Annotated in this window: 11 protein-coding genes; 9 read left to right on the top strand and 2 right to left on the bottom strand. The window is 75.3% G+C overall.

Features of this window, described 5'->3' with window-relative positions; all coding sequences use genetic code 11:
• Positions 1–32: 32 nt before the first annotated feature.
• Positions 33–848: an aldolase gene (locus ACWD4U_RS05970; protein ID WP_363451478.1), complete on the bottom strand. Its 816-nt coding sequence runs from the start codon at positions 846–848 to the stop codon at positions 33–35.
• 195 nt (positions 849–1,043) lie between these two features.
• Between ACWD4U_RS05970 and ACWD4U_RS05965 the strand changes: the two genes are divergently transcribed.
• Positions 1,044–1,796 carry an MBL fold metallo-hydrolase gene (locus ACWD4U_RS05965; protein WP_363451480.1) on the top strand — a complete coding sequence of 251 codons (753 nt, stop codon included), beginning with the start codon at positions 1,044–1,046 and terminating at the stop codon, positions 1,794–1,796.
• Positions 1,797–2,145: 349 nt separating this feature from the next.
• Here ACWD4U_RS05965 and ACWD4U_RS05960 read toward each other — a convergent pair whose 3' ends face one another.
• Positions 2,146–3,156 carry an NADP-dependent oxidoreductase gene (locus ACWD4U_RS05960; protein ID WP_363451482.1) on the bottom strand — a complete coding sequence of 337 codons (1,011 nt, stop codon included), beginning with the start codon at positions 3,154–3,156 and terminating at the stop codon, positions 2,146–2,148.
• Positions 3,157–3,293: 137 nt separating this feature from the next.
• Between ACWD4U_RS05960 and ACWD4U_RS05955 the strand changes: the two genes are divergently transcribed.
• The 8 genes from ACWD4U_RS05955 to ACWD4U_RS05920 all read left to right on the top strand — a co-directional run bounded on the left by ACWD4U_RS05955 (position 3,294) and on the right by ACWD4U_RS05920 (position 15,446).
• On the top strand, positions 3,294–4,205 hold the full coding sequence (locus ACWD4U_RS05955; RefSeq protein ID WP_363451484.1) for a LysR family transcriptional regulator: 912 nt from the start codon (positions 3,294–3,296) through the stop codon (positions 4,203–4,205).
• 49 nt (positions 4,206–4,254) lie between these two features.
• Positions 4,255–4,770, top strand: a complete 516-nt coding sequence (locus tag ACWD4U_RS05950; RefSeq protein ID WP_363451486.1) for a hypothetical protein — start codon at positions 4,255–4,257, stop codon at positions 4,768–4,770.
• A gap of 348 nt (positions 4,771–5,118) precedes the next feature.
• Positions 5,119–5,718: a GNAT family N-acetyltransferase gene (locus ACWD4U_RS05945; protein ID WP_363451488.1), complete on the top strand. Its 600-nt coding sequence runs from the start codon at positions 5,119–5,121 to the stop codon at positions 5,716–5,718.
• A gap of 193 nt (positions 5,719–5,911) precedes the next feature.
• The gene (locus ACWD4U_RS05940; RefSeq protein WP_363451490.1) at positions 5,912–8,062 is read left to right on the top strand and encodes a WD40 repeat domain-containing protein; all 2,151 of its coding nucleotides are present in this window, start codon (positions 5,912–5,914) and stop codon (positions 8,060–8,062) included.
• A 92-nt stretch (positions 8,063–8,154) separates the two neighbouring features.
• Positions 8,155–10,914 (top strand): AfsR/SARP family transcriptional regulator, encoded by a 2,760-nt coding sequence (locus ACWD4U_RS05935; RefSeq protein ID WP_363451492.1) that lies wholly within the window; start codon positions 8,155–8,157, stop codon positions 10,912–10,914.
• 224 nt (positions 10,915–11,138) lie between these two features.
• Positions 11,139–11,792 (top strand): WXG100 family type VII secretion target, encoded by a 654-nt coding sequence (locus ACWD4U_RS05930; RefSeq protein WP_363451494.1) that lies wholly within the window; start codon positions 11,139–11,141, stop codon positions 11,790–11,792.
• 181 nt (positions 11,793–11,973) lie between these two features.
• The gene (locus ACWD4U_RS05925; RefSeq protein WP_363451496.1) at positions 11,974–14,289 is read left to right on the top strand and encodes a WXG100-like domain-containing protein; all 2,316 of its coding nucleotides are present in this window, start codon (positions 11,974–11,976) and stop codon (positions 14,287–14,289) included.
• A 41-nt stretch (positions 14,290–14,330) separates the two neighbouring features.
• Positions 14,331–15,446 carry a hypothetical protein gene (locus ACWD4U_RS05920; RefSeq protein ID WP_363451498.1) on the top strand — a complete coding sequence of 372 codons (1,116 nt, stop codon included), beginning with the start codon at positions 14,331–14,333 and terminating at the stop codon, positions 15,444–15,446.
• Position 15,447: the final 1 nt, after the last annotated feature.

The raw sequence follows: 15,447 nt of genomic DNA, 5'->3' as shown, positions 1-15,447 counted from the left end.
CGCAGCGGGTTCGTGGTGGTGCGTCAGGCGGGTCACCGGGTTCGGTCCTCGGTGCTCGGGGCCTCGGTGAGGGCGTCGCCGTGACCGGCGCGCAGGGCGCGGCGGGCGTAGTAGGCGAAGTTCGCCTGCCCGCGCTCGGGGGTGGAGGTCCAGTCGTGGGCCTCCTTGGCGAGCAGCTCCGGGATCTCCTGGATCCGCCCGGCCGCGGCGGCCAGCAACTGGAGCCGGGCCGCCCGTTCGAACAGGATCGCCAGGGTGCAGGACTCCTCGACGCTCGCGGTGGCGACGAGTTGGCCGTGGTGGGCGAGCAGCAGCGCCCGCTTGTCGCCGAGCGCGCCGGCGATCAGCTCGCCCTCCTCGTTGCCGACCGGGATGCCCGGCCACTTCTCCAGGAACGCGCAGTCGTCGTACAGCGGGCACAGGTCCATGTGCGAGACCACCAGCGGTGTCTCCAGCATCGACAGTGCCGAGACGTGCAGCGGGTGGGTGTGGATGATGCAGGTGACGTCCGGCCTGGCCCGGTACACCCAGGAGTGGAAGCGGTTGGCGGGGTTGGCCATGCCGTCGCCCGCCAGGACGTTCAGGTCCTCGTCGACCAGCAGCAGGTTGTCCTCGGTGACCTCGTCGAAGCCGAGGCCGAGCCGCTGCGTGTAGTAGGTGCCCGGCCGTTCGGCGCGGGCGGTGATCTGGCCGGCCAGGCCGGAGTCGTGGCCGGCGTCGAACAGGATCCGGCAGGTCAGCGCGATCTTCTGACGCACCGTCCAGTCGTTGTCGGGTATCGCGGCGCGCATGCGTCGCCGGGCGAGGTCGACCAGTTCGGCCTTCCGTGCGGCAAAGGTGTCCGCCATGGTCCGGGGGCCTCCTCGTCGGTTCGGCGGGTGCCGTGAACGCGGGGTCGACTGTAGGACACCTTGTGTCCAAGCGGCGGTGCCGGACCTCTTCTCACGGAAAACCTTGCGACGAGCCGTGAGGTGCCGCTAGATTTCTCTCACGGGAAACGACACGGTTTCCCGTGACTCAACTGACTCTCCGTGAGGTGTGCGATGACCGATTCCCTCGACATCCAGGTCTTCGGCGGCCCCACCGCCCTGATCGAGTACGGCGGCCTGCGGTTCCTCACCGACCCGACCTTCGACGCTCCCGGCGACTACCCGCGCGGCGACGGCCGGTACCTGACCAAGACCCTGCCCGGGACGGTCGAACCCGCCGAACTCGGCCACCTCGACGCGGTGCTGCTCTCCCACGACGAGCACCCCGACAACCTCGACCACGGCGGGCGCAAGCTGCTGGCCGACGTCCCGCTCACCCTGACCACTCCGAGCGGCGCGATCCGCCTCGGCGGCACCGCGCAGGGCCTCGCCCCGTGGGAGAGCGCCGAGTTGGCCCGTCCCGACGGCGGCGTCGTGACCGTCACCGCCGTCCCCGCCCAGCACGGCCCCGAGGGCTGCGAGCCGATCAGCGGCGAGGTGGTCGGCTTCGTGCTGACCGGCGAGGACCTGCCGGTGGTCTACGTCAGCGGCGACAACGCCTCGCTGGACGTCGTCCGGCGGATCGCCGACCGCGTCGGTCCCGTCGACACCGCCGTCCTGTTCGCCGGCGGCGCCCGGGTCGGCATCTTCGACAACGCCCTGCTCACCCTCGACAGCGCCGCCGCCGCCGAGGCCGCCCGGATCCTCGGCGCCCGCCGCGTCGTCCCCGTCCACTTCGACAGCTGGGCCCACTTCACCGAAGGCCGCGAGCCCCTGCTCGCCGCCTTCGCCGCCGCCGGCCTCACCGACATCCTCGACCTGGCCTGACCCCGGGTCACCACCCCGCGGGCCGCCGCCGGCGGTCCGGCACGGCTCGCCCGAATGCAGTGAGGACTCGTGACCGTCCCGCCCCAGCACGGCCCGGCGCACGGCGATGGGCCGCCGGCGGATCCGTCCGCGTCCGGCAGGCAGCCGTCAGGTCGGATGTCCGCGGGGGTGAAGGTCGCGCTGATCGCTCTCATCGGAACTCTGAGCGCCCGGGCCCGAACCTGTGGCTGTGCGTGCGCACCTCGGAGAAGCGGGTGGCCGCCGTGCACGTCACGGACCTGCAGCACGCGGGTGGGGGCCGGCCGGCCACGGCGACGGTGTCCGTCGCGGTGTGGCTCGACTGACCCGGTCAGATCTCGACCAGCATCTTGCCGGTGTTCGCGCCGGTGAGGACGCCGAGGAAGGCGTCGACGATGTGGTCGAAGCCGTGGTGGAGCGTCTCGGGGGAGTGGATCGCGCCGGAGCGCAGGTGCGGGGCGAGCAGGGAGTAGAGCTCCGGCTGGGCGTCGAGGTGGTGGCGGACCAGGAAGCCTTCGAGGCGGATGGACTTGCCGACCAGGTCGAACAGGTTGTGCGGGGCGGCCGGCGGGGTCGCGGCGGCGTACTGGGCGATGGCGCCGCACCAGGCGATGCGGCCGAAGTCGCGCATCGCGTCGATCGCGGCGGCCAGGTGCTCGCCGCCGACGTTGTCGAGGTAGACGTCGATGCCGTCGGGTGCGGCGCCGTGCAGCAGCTCGCGGACCGGCCCGTCGTGGTAGTCGAAGGCCACGTCGAAGCCGAGCCGGTCGGTGAGGAAGGCGGTCTTGGCGGGCGTCCCGGCCGAGCCGATCACCCGGCGGGCGCCGAGCAGGCGGGCGAGTTGGCCGGCCGCGGTGCCGACGCCGCCCGCCGCCGCGGAGACGAAGAGGTCCTCGCCGGGCTTGAGGCCGGCGATCCGGGTCAGGCCGACGTAGGCGGACAGGCCGGTGCCGCCCAGGATGCCGAGGTGCGCGCTGAGCGGGACGCCGGGCAGCTCGGGCAGCACCCGCACGTCCCCGGGCGTCACCACCGCGTGGGTGCGCCAGCCCTGACGGTGGATCACCGCGGTGCCGACCGGCAGGGCCGGGCTGCGGGACTCCACCACCCGGCCGACCGCGCGGCCCTCCAGCGGGGCGTTCAGCGCGTACCCGCCGTCGCCGCCGGCCATCGAGCCGAGCATGTAGGGGTCGACCGACAGGTAGGCGTTCTCCACCAGCGCGGTGCCCTCGGTGAGGGCGGGCAGCTCGTCGGCGACGAACGCGAACTGCTCGGCAGTGGGCAGCCCCTGCGGGCGGGCGGTCTGGTGGACGGCGAGAGCGGTGCGGGTGGCGGTGCGGGTCATGGCGCTGCTCCAGGGTCGGACGTGCGGTGGGTGACGGGTTCGACCGTAGGGAGCGGCGCGATGCCCTGGCAGGGGCCGGCGTCGATGGAACGCCGCCTGCCATGAATGCCGTTCATGGCTGCCGCTACGCTGCGCGGATGGCAGATCTCCTTCCGCAGGAGCTGCGGGTGCTGGCCGCGGTCGCCGACACCGGTAGCTTCACCGCCGCCGCCGAGCGGCTCGGCATGACCCAGTCCGCCGTCTCGCACGCGGTCCGCGGCTGCGAACGCAAGCTCGGCGCCGTGCTGTTCGACCGCGGTCGGCGCGGTGCGAGCCCGACCGAGGCGGGTGCCCGTGTGGTCGGGCACGCCCGGCGGATCCTGCGATTGCTGGCCGCGCTGCCGTACGAGGCGCAGCGCGGCGCGGGCGAGCCGGTGGCCGGGCCGCTGCGGATCGCCGCCTTCCGGAGCGTCGCCGTGCACCTGCTGCCCGCCGTGCTCGCCGGGCTGGCGGTGCGTCACCCGGGCGTGGAGCCGCAGGTGCGGATCGTCCGCGAGCTCGGGCGCGGCACCGCGGGCGAGGTCGCGGACGGGCGCGCCGACCTGGCGCTCGCCACCCTGGACGCGGGCGGCACCGCGCTGCCCGGTCTGCTCGCCGTCCCGCTGTACGAGGAGGGCTACGCGCTCGCCCACCAGCAGGGCCATCCCGATCCGATGCGCCTGCCGCTGGTCGACTGGGACGAGAACTGCGGTTCCTACACCGCCGGTTGGTGGCGGCGGCAGGAGTGGATCCCGGCCGCGACCGTCAACGTCGAGGACGACACGGTGGTCCTCTCGATGGCCGCCCAGGGACTCGGCATGGCCATCATGCCGCGCCTCACCCTGCTCAACCCGCCTACCGCCCTCGCGATCACCGACCTGGGCCCCGAGCCGCCGACCCGCCAGGTCGGCTACGTCACCACCCCCGAACTCGCCCGCACCGCCGCCGTCCGCGCCCTCATCCGGGAACTCCGCACCGCGCCTCTCCCCGAAGGCGTCACCCTCGCCGACGGCTCGAGGGTCCGGGCCTGAGGTGTGAGACTGCGGTCCGACGGTCTGACCCGCACGGAGGGGGACGTACGTGAAGGACCTGCAGAACGGCCTCACGGCGCTGCTGCCGAGCGCGCTCGGGGTGCAGGTGCGGGCCGAGGCGTGCCCGGCGTGGCTGGTGCGGCCGGGGCGGGTGGAGTGTGCCGGGCGGTGGCCCGCCGTGGCGGTGATCTACCGTGCGCTGACCGGACTCGCCCTGCCTGACCTGGCCCCGCCTCGCGAGCACCGCCGGCTGGACGTGCTGCTGACCCATCCGGACGGCCGGCAGCAGGTGCTGGAGGTCGACGAACGCCAGCACTTCACCGGTGCGCGGGCCGTCAGCCTCGCGCACTACCCGTCCGACGCCGTCCTGGGGTTCGATGCCGCCCGATGGTCGCGGCGGGCCCGGGAGTTGACCGGCCGTGAGCCCGGTGGCGGGTTCGCCCCGGGCCCGGCCTCTGCTGTTTCCCGGCGCGGGCGGCCGGCACCGGCAGCGGGCCTTCCGGGATGCGCTGGCCGATCTGCTGCCCGCGGAGCACGGCTGGCTGCCGACGCTGCGGATCGATGACATCGAGGCGGCGGCGGTGCTGGCTTCGGCTGAACCGGTGGACGCCGTGCGGCGGTTGCTGGCGGGACGGCCGGGAATCGGGTGGGCCGGGGCGCCCCGCCGCCCGTGAGCGGGTGCCGGGTCCGGCCGGGGGGATGAACGGACCCGGTGGGCGGCGGGGCGGGGCGGTGACGTGGCCCCGACAACGAGTGTGGGCGGGGGCGCTCACGTTTGGTTAACGTCCGGGTGACGTGCGGAAACGGGGGTCGGGTGTGGTTGACTGGGCGGGCCGTTCGGCCCGGAAGGGTGGAACGGGCGCGCTCCGGCGGTGAGTTGGAGTGCGTCCGCGGGCGGCGGGGATGTTCGGGGATGTCGGGGAACGTGGGACTGCCGTCAGGGGGAGCGATGCGGGCGCTCGCCGAAGTCGAGGACGAGCCGCTGCGGGCGGACGGGCTGGTGTTGCGCCGGCCGGTCGTCGGCGATGCGCCGCTGGTGTTCCGGGGGACCCGGGACCCGCTGGTCCGGGAGTTCCTGCAGGCGGTGATCCCGCACCTGGACATGGCGGCCGCCGAGCGCTGGCTGACCGAGGTGCCGCCGCTGCTCTGGGCCGAGGGCCGGGCCGCGTACTTCACCGTGGACCTGGACGAAGAGCCGGTCGGCTGGGCCGAGTTGGTGAACCTGGACGCGGCGGACCAGAGCGCCGAGGTGGCCGTGTGGCTGCTGCCGGAGCATCGGCGGATGCGGACCGCGACCGGCGCGCTGCGCCTGGTCTGCCGGTTCGGCTTCGAGCGGCTGGGCCTGCGCCGGATCGACGCCTTCGCCGCCGCCGACAACATGCCGAGCCAGGTGATGGGCGCCGCGATCGGGTTCCGGCGGGCCGGCTACCGTCCGGCGCTTTTCCGCAGCTCCCGCACCCAGCGGCTGCACGACGCCGTGCACGCCACCCTCGTCCCGGACGACCTGTGCTGACCGCCGGAACGAGACGACGGCGGGTGGATCGGAACGGCGCGCGGATGACGGCGTCGCGAGGCTGACGCGTGCGGGCGGCGCAGGCCGCCGGGCGCACCCCGGGTCGCCGGACGGCGACGGGCGCGAGACCAGGCAAGAGAACGGGAAGCAGCGCGGGCAGGCGACTGTCCGGCAGGGCACAAGGAGTGACGACATGTCAGGAAGCGTCCGGCTGGAGGCCGGTGGCCGCGGTGAGCTGCTGATCACCGCCGACGGAACGTTCCGCGCGAGCGGGGCGGACGGCGGCGGCGAGCGGACCGGTCGGCTCGACGGTGCGCTGGTGCGGCGGGTGCTGGGCGGCCTCGGCGAGGCGCCCGTGCCGGTCGAGGAGCCGGCCACGGCGCGGCGGCTGACCGTCGTCGGCCAGCCCGGCCACCCCGACCGGCAGTGGACCGACGGGACGGCGGCGCCCGTCCCGGTCTCGGCCACCGCGTTGGAGGCGCTGCTGGACCAGCTGCTCGCCGAGCCGGGCAGCCCCGCCGCGCTGCCGGGCGTGCTGGCGATCGCCGACCCGACCGCCCGCGGCGCCCGCACCGCCGCCGCCGTCGGCACCGTGGGCGGCCGGGCCGCGTACGCGCTGGTGGACGAGGACGGCTCGTTCGGGCTGACCGCGCTGGACGACGCCGAGTCGCTCGGCGGCTCGGACGCCGACGCGGGCCTGCTGCCCACCGCCGTGGCACTCGGCGAGGCCGCCGGCCGCTCGCTGTTCGCGGTCGGCGGTGCGGACGGCTCGGTGCAGGTCTGGGACGCCGTCACCGGGCAGGTCGCGCACGGCACCACCGGCGGCGAGGGCGCCCAGGCGGTGGCCGCCGCGGTGATCGGCGACATCCCGGTGGCGTTCTCGGCCGGCCAGTCCGGCGACCTGCGGGCGATCCGCGCCGACAACGGCAGGGTGCTGGGCACCCTGCCCACCGGCGGCTCCGGCGCCACCGTGCTGCGCGCCGCGCGCTGCGCCGGACTCGACCTGCTGGTCGCCGCCTCGCCCGACGGCAGCGTCCGGGTGTGGAACGCCGCCGACGGCGAGCAGTTGCACCTGCTGGTCGGCCACCGCGGCGAGGTCCGCGCCCTCGCGGTGCTCGGCATCGGCGACCAGGCGGTGCTCGCCTCGGCGGGCCTGGACCGCCGGATCCGGCTCTGGGACCTGGCCACCGGCCAGATCGTCGCCGAACTCGACGGCCACACCGGCACCGTCACCGGCCTGGCCTTCCTCGACCTCGACGGCCGCCCGGTGCTGGCCTCCTGCGCGCTGGACGGCACGGTGCGCACCTGGGACGTGTACGACGGCCGCGCGCTGCGCGGCTGGCCCGCCGGGGAGTGGCTGACCGCGCTGGCCGCCGACGGCGCCCGGCTGCTGGTCGGCGACGAGCACGGCCGGATCACCGCCTGGGACGCCGCCACCGGGACCGCCCGCGAGACGCCCGCCCCGCTCGGCCGGACCGGCACCCCGGTCACCGCGCTGGCGAGCGGCGAACTGTTCGGCCGGGCCGTGCTGGTGGCGGGCTTCGGCGACGGCACCCTGGTGTCCTGGGACGCGCTGACGGCCACTCAGCTGCTGGAGCTGGCCGCCGACGGCGGTCCGGTGCACGCGCTGGACGTCACCGCCGACGGGCCGGACGGTCCGCTGCTGGTATCCGGCACGGCGGCCGGCTCGGTGCGCGCCCACACGCTGCGCGACGGTACCCCGTACCCGCTGCCGACCCCGCACGCCGGGCCGGTCGCCGGGCTGGCGTTCACCGCCGACGAGCCGCCGCTGCTGGTCTCCGCCGGGCGGGACGGCGTGGTCGCGGTCCGCGACGCCGCCACCGGGGCGGCCCGGCTGCGCTTCGACACCGGCCACGTCGGGACCACCGCGCTGGCGGTCACCCGGGCCGGTGGCCAGCACATCCTGGCCACCGTCGGCGCCGACCTGGTGGTGCGGCTGTGGCACGGCGGCACCGGCGGGGCCGGTCCGGTCTGCGAGGGCCTGGCGCAGCCCGCCGAGGTGCTGGCCTTCGGCGAGTCGGGCGGTCGCCCGGTGGTGATCGCCGGAGCCGCCGACGGCACCGTGCTGGTCTGGTCGGTCGAGAACGGCAGCCTCACCGCGCAGCTCACCGGCGGTGGCGCGGCGGTCCGGTCGCTGGTCTCCCGGGAGTTCGACGGCGAGGCGCTGCTCGCGGCGGGCGACACCGCCGGGACGCTGCGCCTGTGGCACCTGACGAGCGGCACCCTGCTGAACGAGGCCGCCCTGGAGGGTGCTCCGTTGGCGATCGACCTCGACGAGGCGGGCCTGCGGATCGTCACCCCCGGTGGGGCGGTGTCCCTCTGACGGACCGCCGCTCCGGGCTCGTCATTCACCGTTCATGACTCCGGGGTAACCTCGCCTCACCGGATGCTGGCCAAGACACGGTGGGGGAAGCGGTGAACTTTCGGCTGCTCGGCGCGGTCTCGGCGGACGGCGTGGACGGGGAACTGCGGCTCGGGCCGGAGAAGCGGCGCAGCCTGCTGGCCCTCCTGCTGCTGCGCCGCAACCGCGCCGTCTCGGTCGCCCAACTGACCGAGGCGCTGTGGGTCGCCGACCCGCCCGCCAACGCCCGCACCGTGGTGCAGAGCCACGTCTCCCGGCTGCGGGCGCTGCTCGCCGAGGCCGAGGCCGACCGGCAGGGGGTGCAACTCGCCACCGCAGGCGACGCCTACACCCTGCAACTGCCGGACGGGCTGGTGGACGTCGAGCAGTTCGACGTCCTGGTGGCGGCGGCCCGCGCCGAGCAGCGTTCCACCGACGTGGTGGACGCGCTGGAGCGGGCGCTGGCGCTGTGGCGCGGGCCGGCGCTGACCGGCACGGTGGCCAGCCCGCCGCTGGAGGCCTGGCGGCAGACCCTGGAGGAGAACCGGCTCGCCGCGGTGGAGACCCTCGCCGAGCACTACCGGCTGCTCGGCGAACCGGCCAGGGCGGCGGAAATTCTACGCGCGGAGACGGTGGCCCACCCGCTGCGCGAGTCGCTGGTCTCCGCGCTGATGCTGGCCCTGTTCGGGGCCGGCCGGCAGTCCGACGCGCTGGACTGGTACCACCGCACCCGGGAGTCCCTGGCCGACCGGCTCGGCGTCGACCCCGGCCGGGCGCTGAACGCCGCCTACGAGCGGATCCTGCGCGGCGAGGGGCTCACCGTCCTCGCTGACGGTCCGTCAACCGCGCTGCTGGAGACCCCGGTCCGGGTGCCGGAGCAGCGCCGGGTCGAACCCGACCCGCTGCCCGCGGTCGACCTGCTGCCCCGCGCGCCGCGCGGGTTCCACGGCCGGGACGCCGAACTCGCGGCCCTCGGCGACGCCGCCCGCAGCGGCCCGGACGGCGCCATCGCCCTGGTCACCGGACCGGCCGGGGTCGGCAAGACCGCGCTCGCCCTGCACTGGGCGCACCGCAACGCCGCCCGCTTCCCCGGCGGCCTGCTCTTCGTCGACCTCGGCGGCCACAGCGACCGCCCCGAGCGCGAGGTCTGCGAGGTGCTGGCCGAGTTCCTCGCCGCACTCGGCGTCGCCCGGGCGGACCTGCCGGAAGGCGCCGCCGCCCGCAGCTCGCTCTACCGGCGGCTCACCACGGGCCGGAAGGTGCTGGTGGTGATCGACAACGCCCGCGACGCCGGGCAGGTCCGTCCGCTGCTGCCCGGCGGCGCGGACGGGGTCGCCGTGGTGACCAGCCGGCACCGGATGCTCGGCCTGCTGGTCTCCGAACTCGCCCGCCCCGTCCCGGTGGCGGTGCTCGACCAGGACGAGTCCACCGCGCTGCTCGCCCGGGTGCTCGGCCCGGCCCGGATCGCCGCGGAGCCCGCCGCCGCCCGCGAACTCGCCCGGCTCTGCGACGGCCTGCCGCTCGCCCTGCGGATCGCCGCGGCCAAGATCGCCGCCGACCCGCGCCGCGGCATCGCCGCCCTGGTCGGCCAACTCCGGCACGAGCAGCGCCGGCTCGGCCGGCTGGCCGCCGAAGAGGTCAGCGTGACCAGCGCGTTGCGGCTGTCCTACGAGCAACTCACGGAGCCCGCCGCCCGGTTGTTCCGCACCCTGGGCTTCCACCCGGGGCCGGTGATCGACGCCTACACCGCCGCCGCGCTCGGCGACCTCGACCTGTGCGCCACCGCCGAAGCCCTCGAACAGCTCGCCGCCACCCACCTGATCGGCGAGACCGACGGCGGCCGGTACACCCTGCACGACCTGGTCTGGCTGTACGCCCGGGAGTTGAGCGACCAGGCCGGCCCCGCCGAGCAGACCCTCGCCCGGGAACGCCTCGCCGACCAGTACCTGTACACCGGCCTGGCCGCCGCCGAGGCCGCCGAACCCGGCAGCCAGCCCTGCTTCGTCCCCGCGCCCGACAGCCACCGGCCGCGCGCCACCGCCGAGTTCGCCACCGCGGCGGAGGCGCTGGCCTGGCTCGGCGCGCACCGCGAGACGCTCGCCCAGCTGATCGCCACCGCCGACCCGGCGCGGGCCTGGCGGCTGGTGCTCACCCAGTGGCCGCTGATCCTGCGCCGGGTCCGCGACGGCTGGGTGCCGCAACTGGAACAGGCCCTGGACGCCGCCGTCGAAGCGGGCGACCCGGACGGCGAGAGCCAGGTCCGCGCGCTGCTCGGCTGGGTGCTGGTCTCCAACCGCCGTCTGCCCGAGGCGTTGACCTGCCTCGCCCCGGCCGCCGACCTCGCCCAGCGGGCCGGCAACCAGGTCGGCCGGGCGGTCGCCCTGATCAACCTGTCCCTGGTGCAGTCCGAACTCGGCGACACTGCCACGGCCGGCGGCGGACTCGCCCAGGCCCTGGAGATCGCGCTCGCCGTCGACCACCGGCACACCGTCACCCTCGCGCTGCAGCACCTCGCCCGCCACCTGCTGGACACCGGCCGCCCCCGGCAGGCCATCGAACACGCCCGGCACGGGCTGGAGTTGACCGCCGACGAGGCCCCCGCCACGCGTCGCGTCCTGCTGCACACCACCTGCGGAGAGGCGCTCACCGTGCTCGGCCGGCACTCCGAGGCCCGCACCCGGTTGCAGGCCGCACTGGCCGAAGCCGAACGCCTCGGCCACGACGAGGCCACCGCCGAGGTGCTGCACGCCCTCGCCCGCGCCGAGGACGCCGCCGGACTCGCCCGCGCGGCCGGCGTCCACCGCCGCCGCGCCGAGGAACTCAGCCCGCTGTGACCGGGTTCACGGATACGTCGTAAAGCGGTTGACGGGGCGTTAGCCATGCGCATGCGGAAAGCAAGGAACGTAGTGCAGGATGAGAGAGTGCGGCAGTTGCGGGTACGTCCCGGTACTGCCCGTGGCACCGCGTCCGCACCCGCTGCTCACCCGGTCGCCCCGGGAACCGGTCGATCCTCGCCAGCCCGCACACGGGGAAGTCGAAGCCGGAGGGGTGTGCGGGGATGGCCGACGAAACGGTGTGGATCGATCTCGACGAGGTCCAGTCCTCAGCCAAGACGATCATGGGGTTGCTGAAGGAACTGGAGGGCCCGGCCAACCAGTTGGAGGCCGCCGTCAAGCAGGTTCAGGCGTCCGTCTACGGCACCGACCTGCTCGGCAAGTCGCTGCAGGGCGGCGGCTCATCGGTCGGCGGACTGGCCCAGCACCAGGAGCAGGTGATGGCGGGCATCCGGGTGCTGATGCAGAACGCCACCGCGATGGGCGAGAACCTGCTCACCATGGCGGCCCGGCACGAGGCCAACGACGAACAGCAGGCCAGCGAGCTGACCCGGATCAGCGACACCGGGGCGATGCCCCTCTCGCCGGTCGTCGCAGGACTGCCGGCCGGCACCGTCTCCGCGACGCCGCAGACCCTGCAGCCGGCGCACCTCGCGCAGCCCGACGAGGTGGCCGAGATGTCGCCGCGCCTGCGCCCGATGGAGGAGGTGCCCGCCGAACGGGGCACCCCCGCGGTCGACCCGATCACCCCGCCCGCGCCGATCGGGCCGGTCAGCGTCCCCGACGCCGGGGTCGACTACCACGACCCGAACGCGCCGGAGCTGCACTACAACGACAACCCGAACCCGCTGTTCGTGGACACCACGGTCGCGGACTGAGCTGACGCCGGCCGCCCGCTGTTCTGACGCGGGCGGCCCCGGCGTCCTGGCCGCCCCGAGAACGACCCGTCCGACGCACGGCCGGCCGCCACACCGGCCGATCCGACGAGCCGTCACCGGACCACACCGGTGCCGGCCGTCGCCGAACCGACCCCGACTCCCTCGCAGAGAGCTTTCCGCCATGATCGAGCTGCCGGCCGACCTCGCCGAAGTACTCAAGACCGTGCAGAAGAACGAGAACGGCAAGGACATCCTGTTCCCCGACGGCGACGAGGAGCTGCTCGGCCAGCTCGCCGCCGCCTGGGACAAGTGGAACGAGGTCGCCGGCACCCACGTCCAGGCGATCGCCCAGGCCGCGAACCGCGCGATGTCCAGCATGGCCGGACCCGCCGCCGACAGCTTCCAGCAGTACCTGCAGAAGTTCGCCGCCGGCGACGGCTCGCACGTCGCCACCACCCTGCAGGCCGGCCACGGCCTGGCCCAGAGCCTGCACGGCGCGAGCCAGGCGGTCACCGGCACCAAGAACGAGATGATCCGCGAACTCCAGTACGCCAAGGAGTACATCGAGCAGAACCCGGCGGGCAAGCACGACGACATCGCCCAGTCCGAGGGCATCAAGCAGGCCGCCGCCACCTACCACTCGTACGTCGGCCAGGTCGGCAACGGCGTCGACGGCATGCTCCGCAAGAGCGCCGGTCACATCAGCGACATGACGGGCATGGGCAAGACCTGCGCCCTCAACGGCGCGGGCGGCGCCGGCACTTCGGGCGGCGACGGAACGATGAGCTCCGGCGGTACGGGTATCGACGGCCTGAAGGGCGGCCCGATCGACCCGCGGACCGGACGCCCCCTGCCGCCCGGCACGATGATCGACCCGGTCACCGGACTGCCGGTGCAGGGCGGTGCGGGCGCGATCGACCCCCGCACCGGACTTCCGCTGAGCGGTGCGGGCGCGATCGACCCCCGCACCGGACTCCCGCTGAGCGGTGCGGGCGCGATCGACCCGGCGACGGGACTGCCGTTGAACGCCGGCGGCGCCGCAGGCGCCGCTCCCTTCGCGATGCCCGCAGCCACTCCGACCTCGTTCGACGGGCTCGCCGGTGGCGGTGCGGGCGGTGGCGGTGCGGGCGGTGGCGGCGGGTCCGCTCCCTTCTCCATGCCCGCGCCCCACCCGAACTCGTTCGACGGTGGCGGTGGGGGCGGCGGTGCCTTCGACCCCGGTTCGTTCGGCGGCGGTGGAGGCGGCGGCGCCGGTGGCGGTGGGACCGAGACGCACAAGCTGCAGCCGTTCAAGCCGATGACGCCCGACATGCCGAACTTCGGCCAGGGCGCGGGCGTGGGCGGCGGGACCCCGACCTTCACCCCGCTGCCGGTCAGCCCGTCGCACGGCTCGCTGAACCTGGCCGGCCTCTCCGACCTCAACCTCGGTGGCGCGGGCGGCAGTTCGGCGCTCGGCGGTGGCGGAGGCGGCTTCGGCGGCGGTTCGGGCGGTGGCCTCGGTGGCGGTCTGGGCGGCTCCGGGACCGGCGGACTGTCCCCGTTCGGCGGCGCGGGCGGCCTCGGCGGCGCGCTCGGCGGAGCCCTCGGCGGGGCGCTCGGCGGCGGTGGCGGCGGCGCCCTCGGCCTGGGCGGCGCGGAGACCGCGCGCTCCGGCGGCCTGGGCGCGGCCTCGGCCGGCAGCCTGAGCGGCGCCGCGGGCGCGATGGGCCGCGCCGGCGCGGTGGCCGGCTCCGGCCTGGGCTCCGGCGCCGGTGGCAGCGCCGCCCGGGCGGGCGGCGGCATGGCCGGTGGCGGCATGGGCGGCGGCCACATGCCCGGTGCGGGCGGTGGCGGGCGCGGGGGCGGCAAGGAAGGCCGCAAGGGCAACCGCTTCCTCAGCCCCACCCGCTTCGGTACCGAGGGCGAGGAGGAAGAGGAGCTGCTGGCGGAGGACGCCGGCATCCTCGGCCAGGCCGGCGAGGCCGAACCGCGCGACCGGCAGTGGCAGCGCGCCCGCCGCCGCTGGCTGGACGACGCCCGCGCCGAGGGCACCTTCGCCGGGCCCGAGCCCACGGCCACCGCGACCCCCGCCGCGGCCGGCCCCACCAGCGAACAGGCGGTGCTCAACCAGCTCGCCGGCGTCCTGCTCGGCACCGGCACCGACGCGGAGTCGGACACCCCGGCCGAGGCCGGGACGGTCACCGAGACGGCGAGCGGCGGGACGCCCGCCGTCGACCTGACGACCCGCCAGGAGACCTCGAGCGCGGCCGAGTCCACGGGCAGCGCCGACGACGACTACCTGGAGCGCTCCCGGTCCGCCGCCGCGCGGCGCGGCCACCCCGACGCACCCGAGGCCGCGGCCGCCCCGACCCCCGCGACGGCGTCCGCGACCGCGGCCGCTGCGGCACCGGAGGCGGCGGCCAAGCCCGCCCCGCTCCGCGAGGAGGGCGGCTACCAGGTCCCCAGCCCCTTCCTGCGCGCCGCGCTCACCCGCCTCGCGGCCCCCGCCGCGGACTGACCCGCGCCCGCCGTCGAATCCGCACCTGACGAAGGATCACCATGAGCAACGACGAGCCGGCCTGGTACGAGACCGAGGCCACCGCCCGGGTCGAACCCGAACACCTGAGCCGCCTCGTGGCGCAGGAGGCGACCCCCGCGTTCCGCGTGGGCACGGTCGCCACCGAGGGTGTGCCCCTCGAGCCGCTGCAGGCCCGGACCGCCGAGATCCCGGCGGAGCCGTTGCTGCAGGCGCGGGTGGGGACGGTTCAGGCCGAGCCGTTGATGCAGGCGCGGGTGTCCGAGGCGATCCCGGCGGAGCCGATGCTGCAGGGTCGCCTGACGGCGCAGCAGATGGAGCCGATGGAGGGCCGGCTGACGGCGCAGCAGGTGCAGCCGATGGAGGGTCGGCTGACGGCGCAGCAGATGGAGCCGATGGAGGGTCGGCTCACGGCGCAGCAGATGGAGCCGATGGAGGGTCGGCTCACGGCGCAGCAGGTGGAGCCGAGGCTGCAGGATCTGACGGCGCAGCGTACGGAGCCGAGGCTGCAGGATCTGACGGCCGCGGTGCCGGCCGAGCGGCGGCTGAAGGACGCGGTCGCGGCCGAGCCCGCCACGGCGGACGCCGTCGCCGCGGAGCCCCTGCGCCGGATGACGGGCACGGTGCCCGCTCAGCAGGCGCAGGCCCGTACCGGAATGGAGGCCGCCAAGCGGTCCGCGTCGTCCGGCGACGGCGGCGGCGGTGCCGGGCAGGGGTTCCAGGTCAACCCGGAGCAGTACCAGGCGGCGGTGTCGCCGATGCTCGCCGCGTCCGAGCAGGTCCGGTCGCTGTACACCTCGTTGAGCGCGTTCCTGCCGTCGCTGGAGGCGCAGAACCCGTGGGGCAACGACGAGTCCGGCAAGAAGTTCGCCGAGGGTGAGAAGGGCTACCTGAAGTACAGCAAGGACACCCTGGACGTCGTGAAGGGCCTGCCCGACGCGCTGAAGGGCATCGCCGACGGCCTGAAGGCGATGGCCGAGAACTACCAGGGTGCGGACGAGTCGATCACCTCCGAGTTCAACGGCATGGACCTGGGCGACAACCCGATGCCCCTGGCGCCGACCCTGCCGAGCGCCCCGTTGAACAACCCCGTACACATCCCGGTGACCCCGCGGATCTCCCAGAGCGGAAGGCACTGAC

The organism is Kitasatospora sp. NPDC002522 (assembly GCF_053595195.1).
Note: the sequence above shows the minus strand (reverse complement) of the source record. Positions and strands in the feature narration are given on the sequence as shown.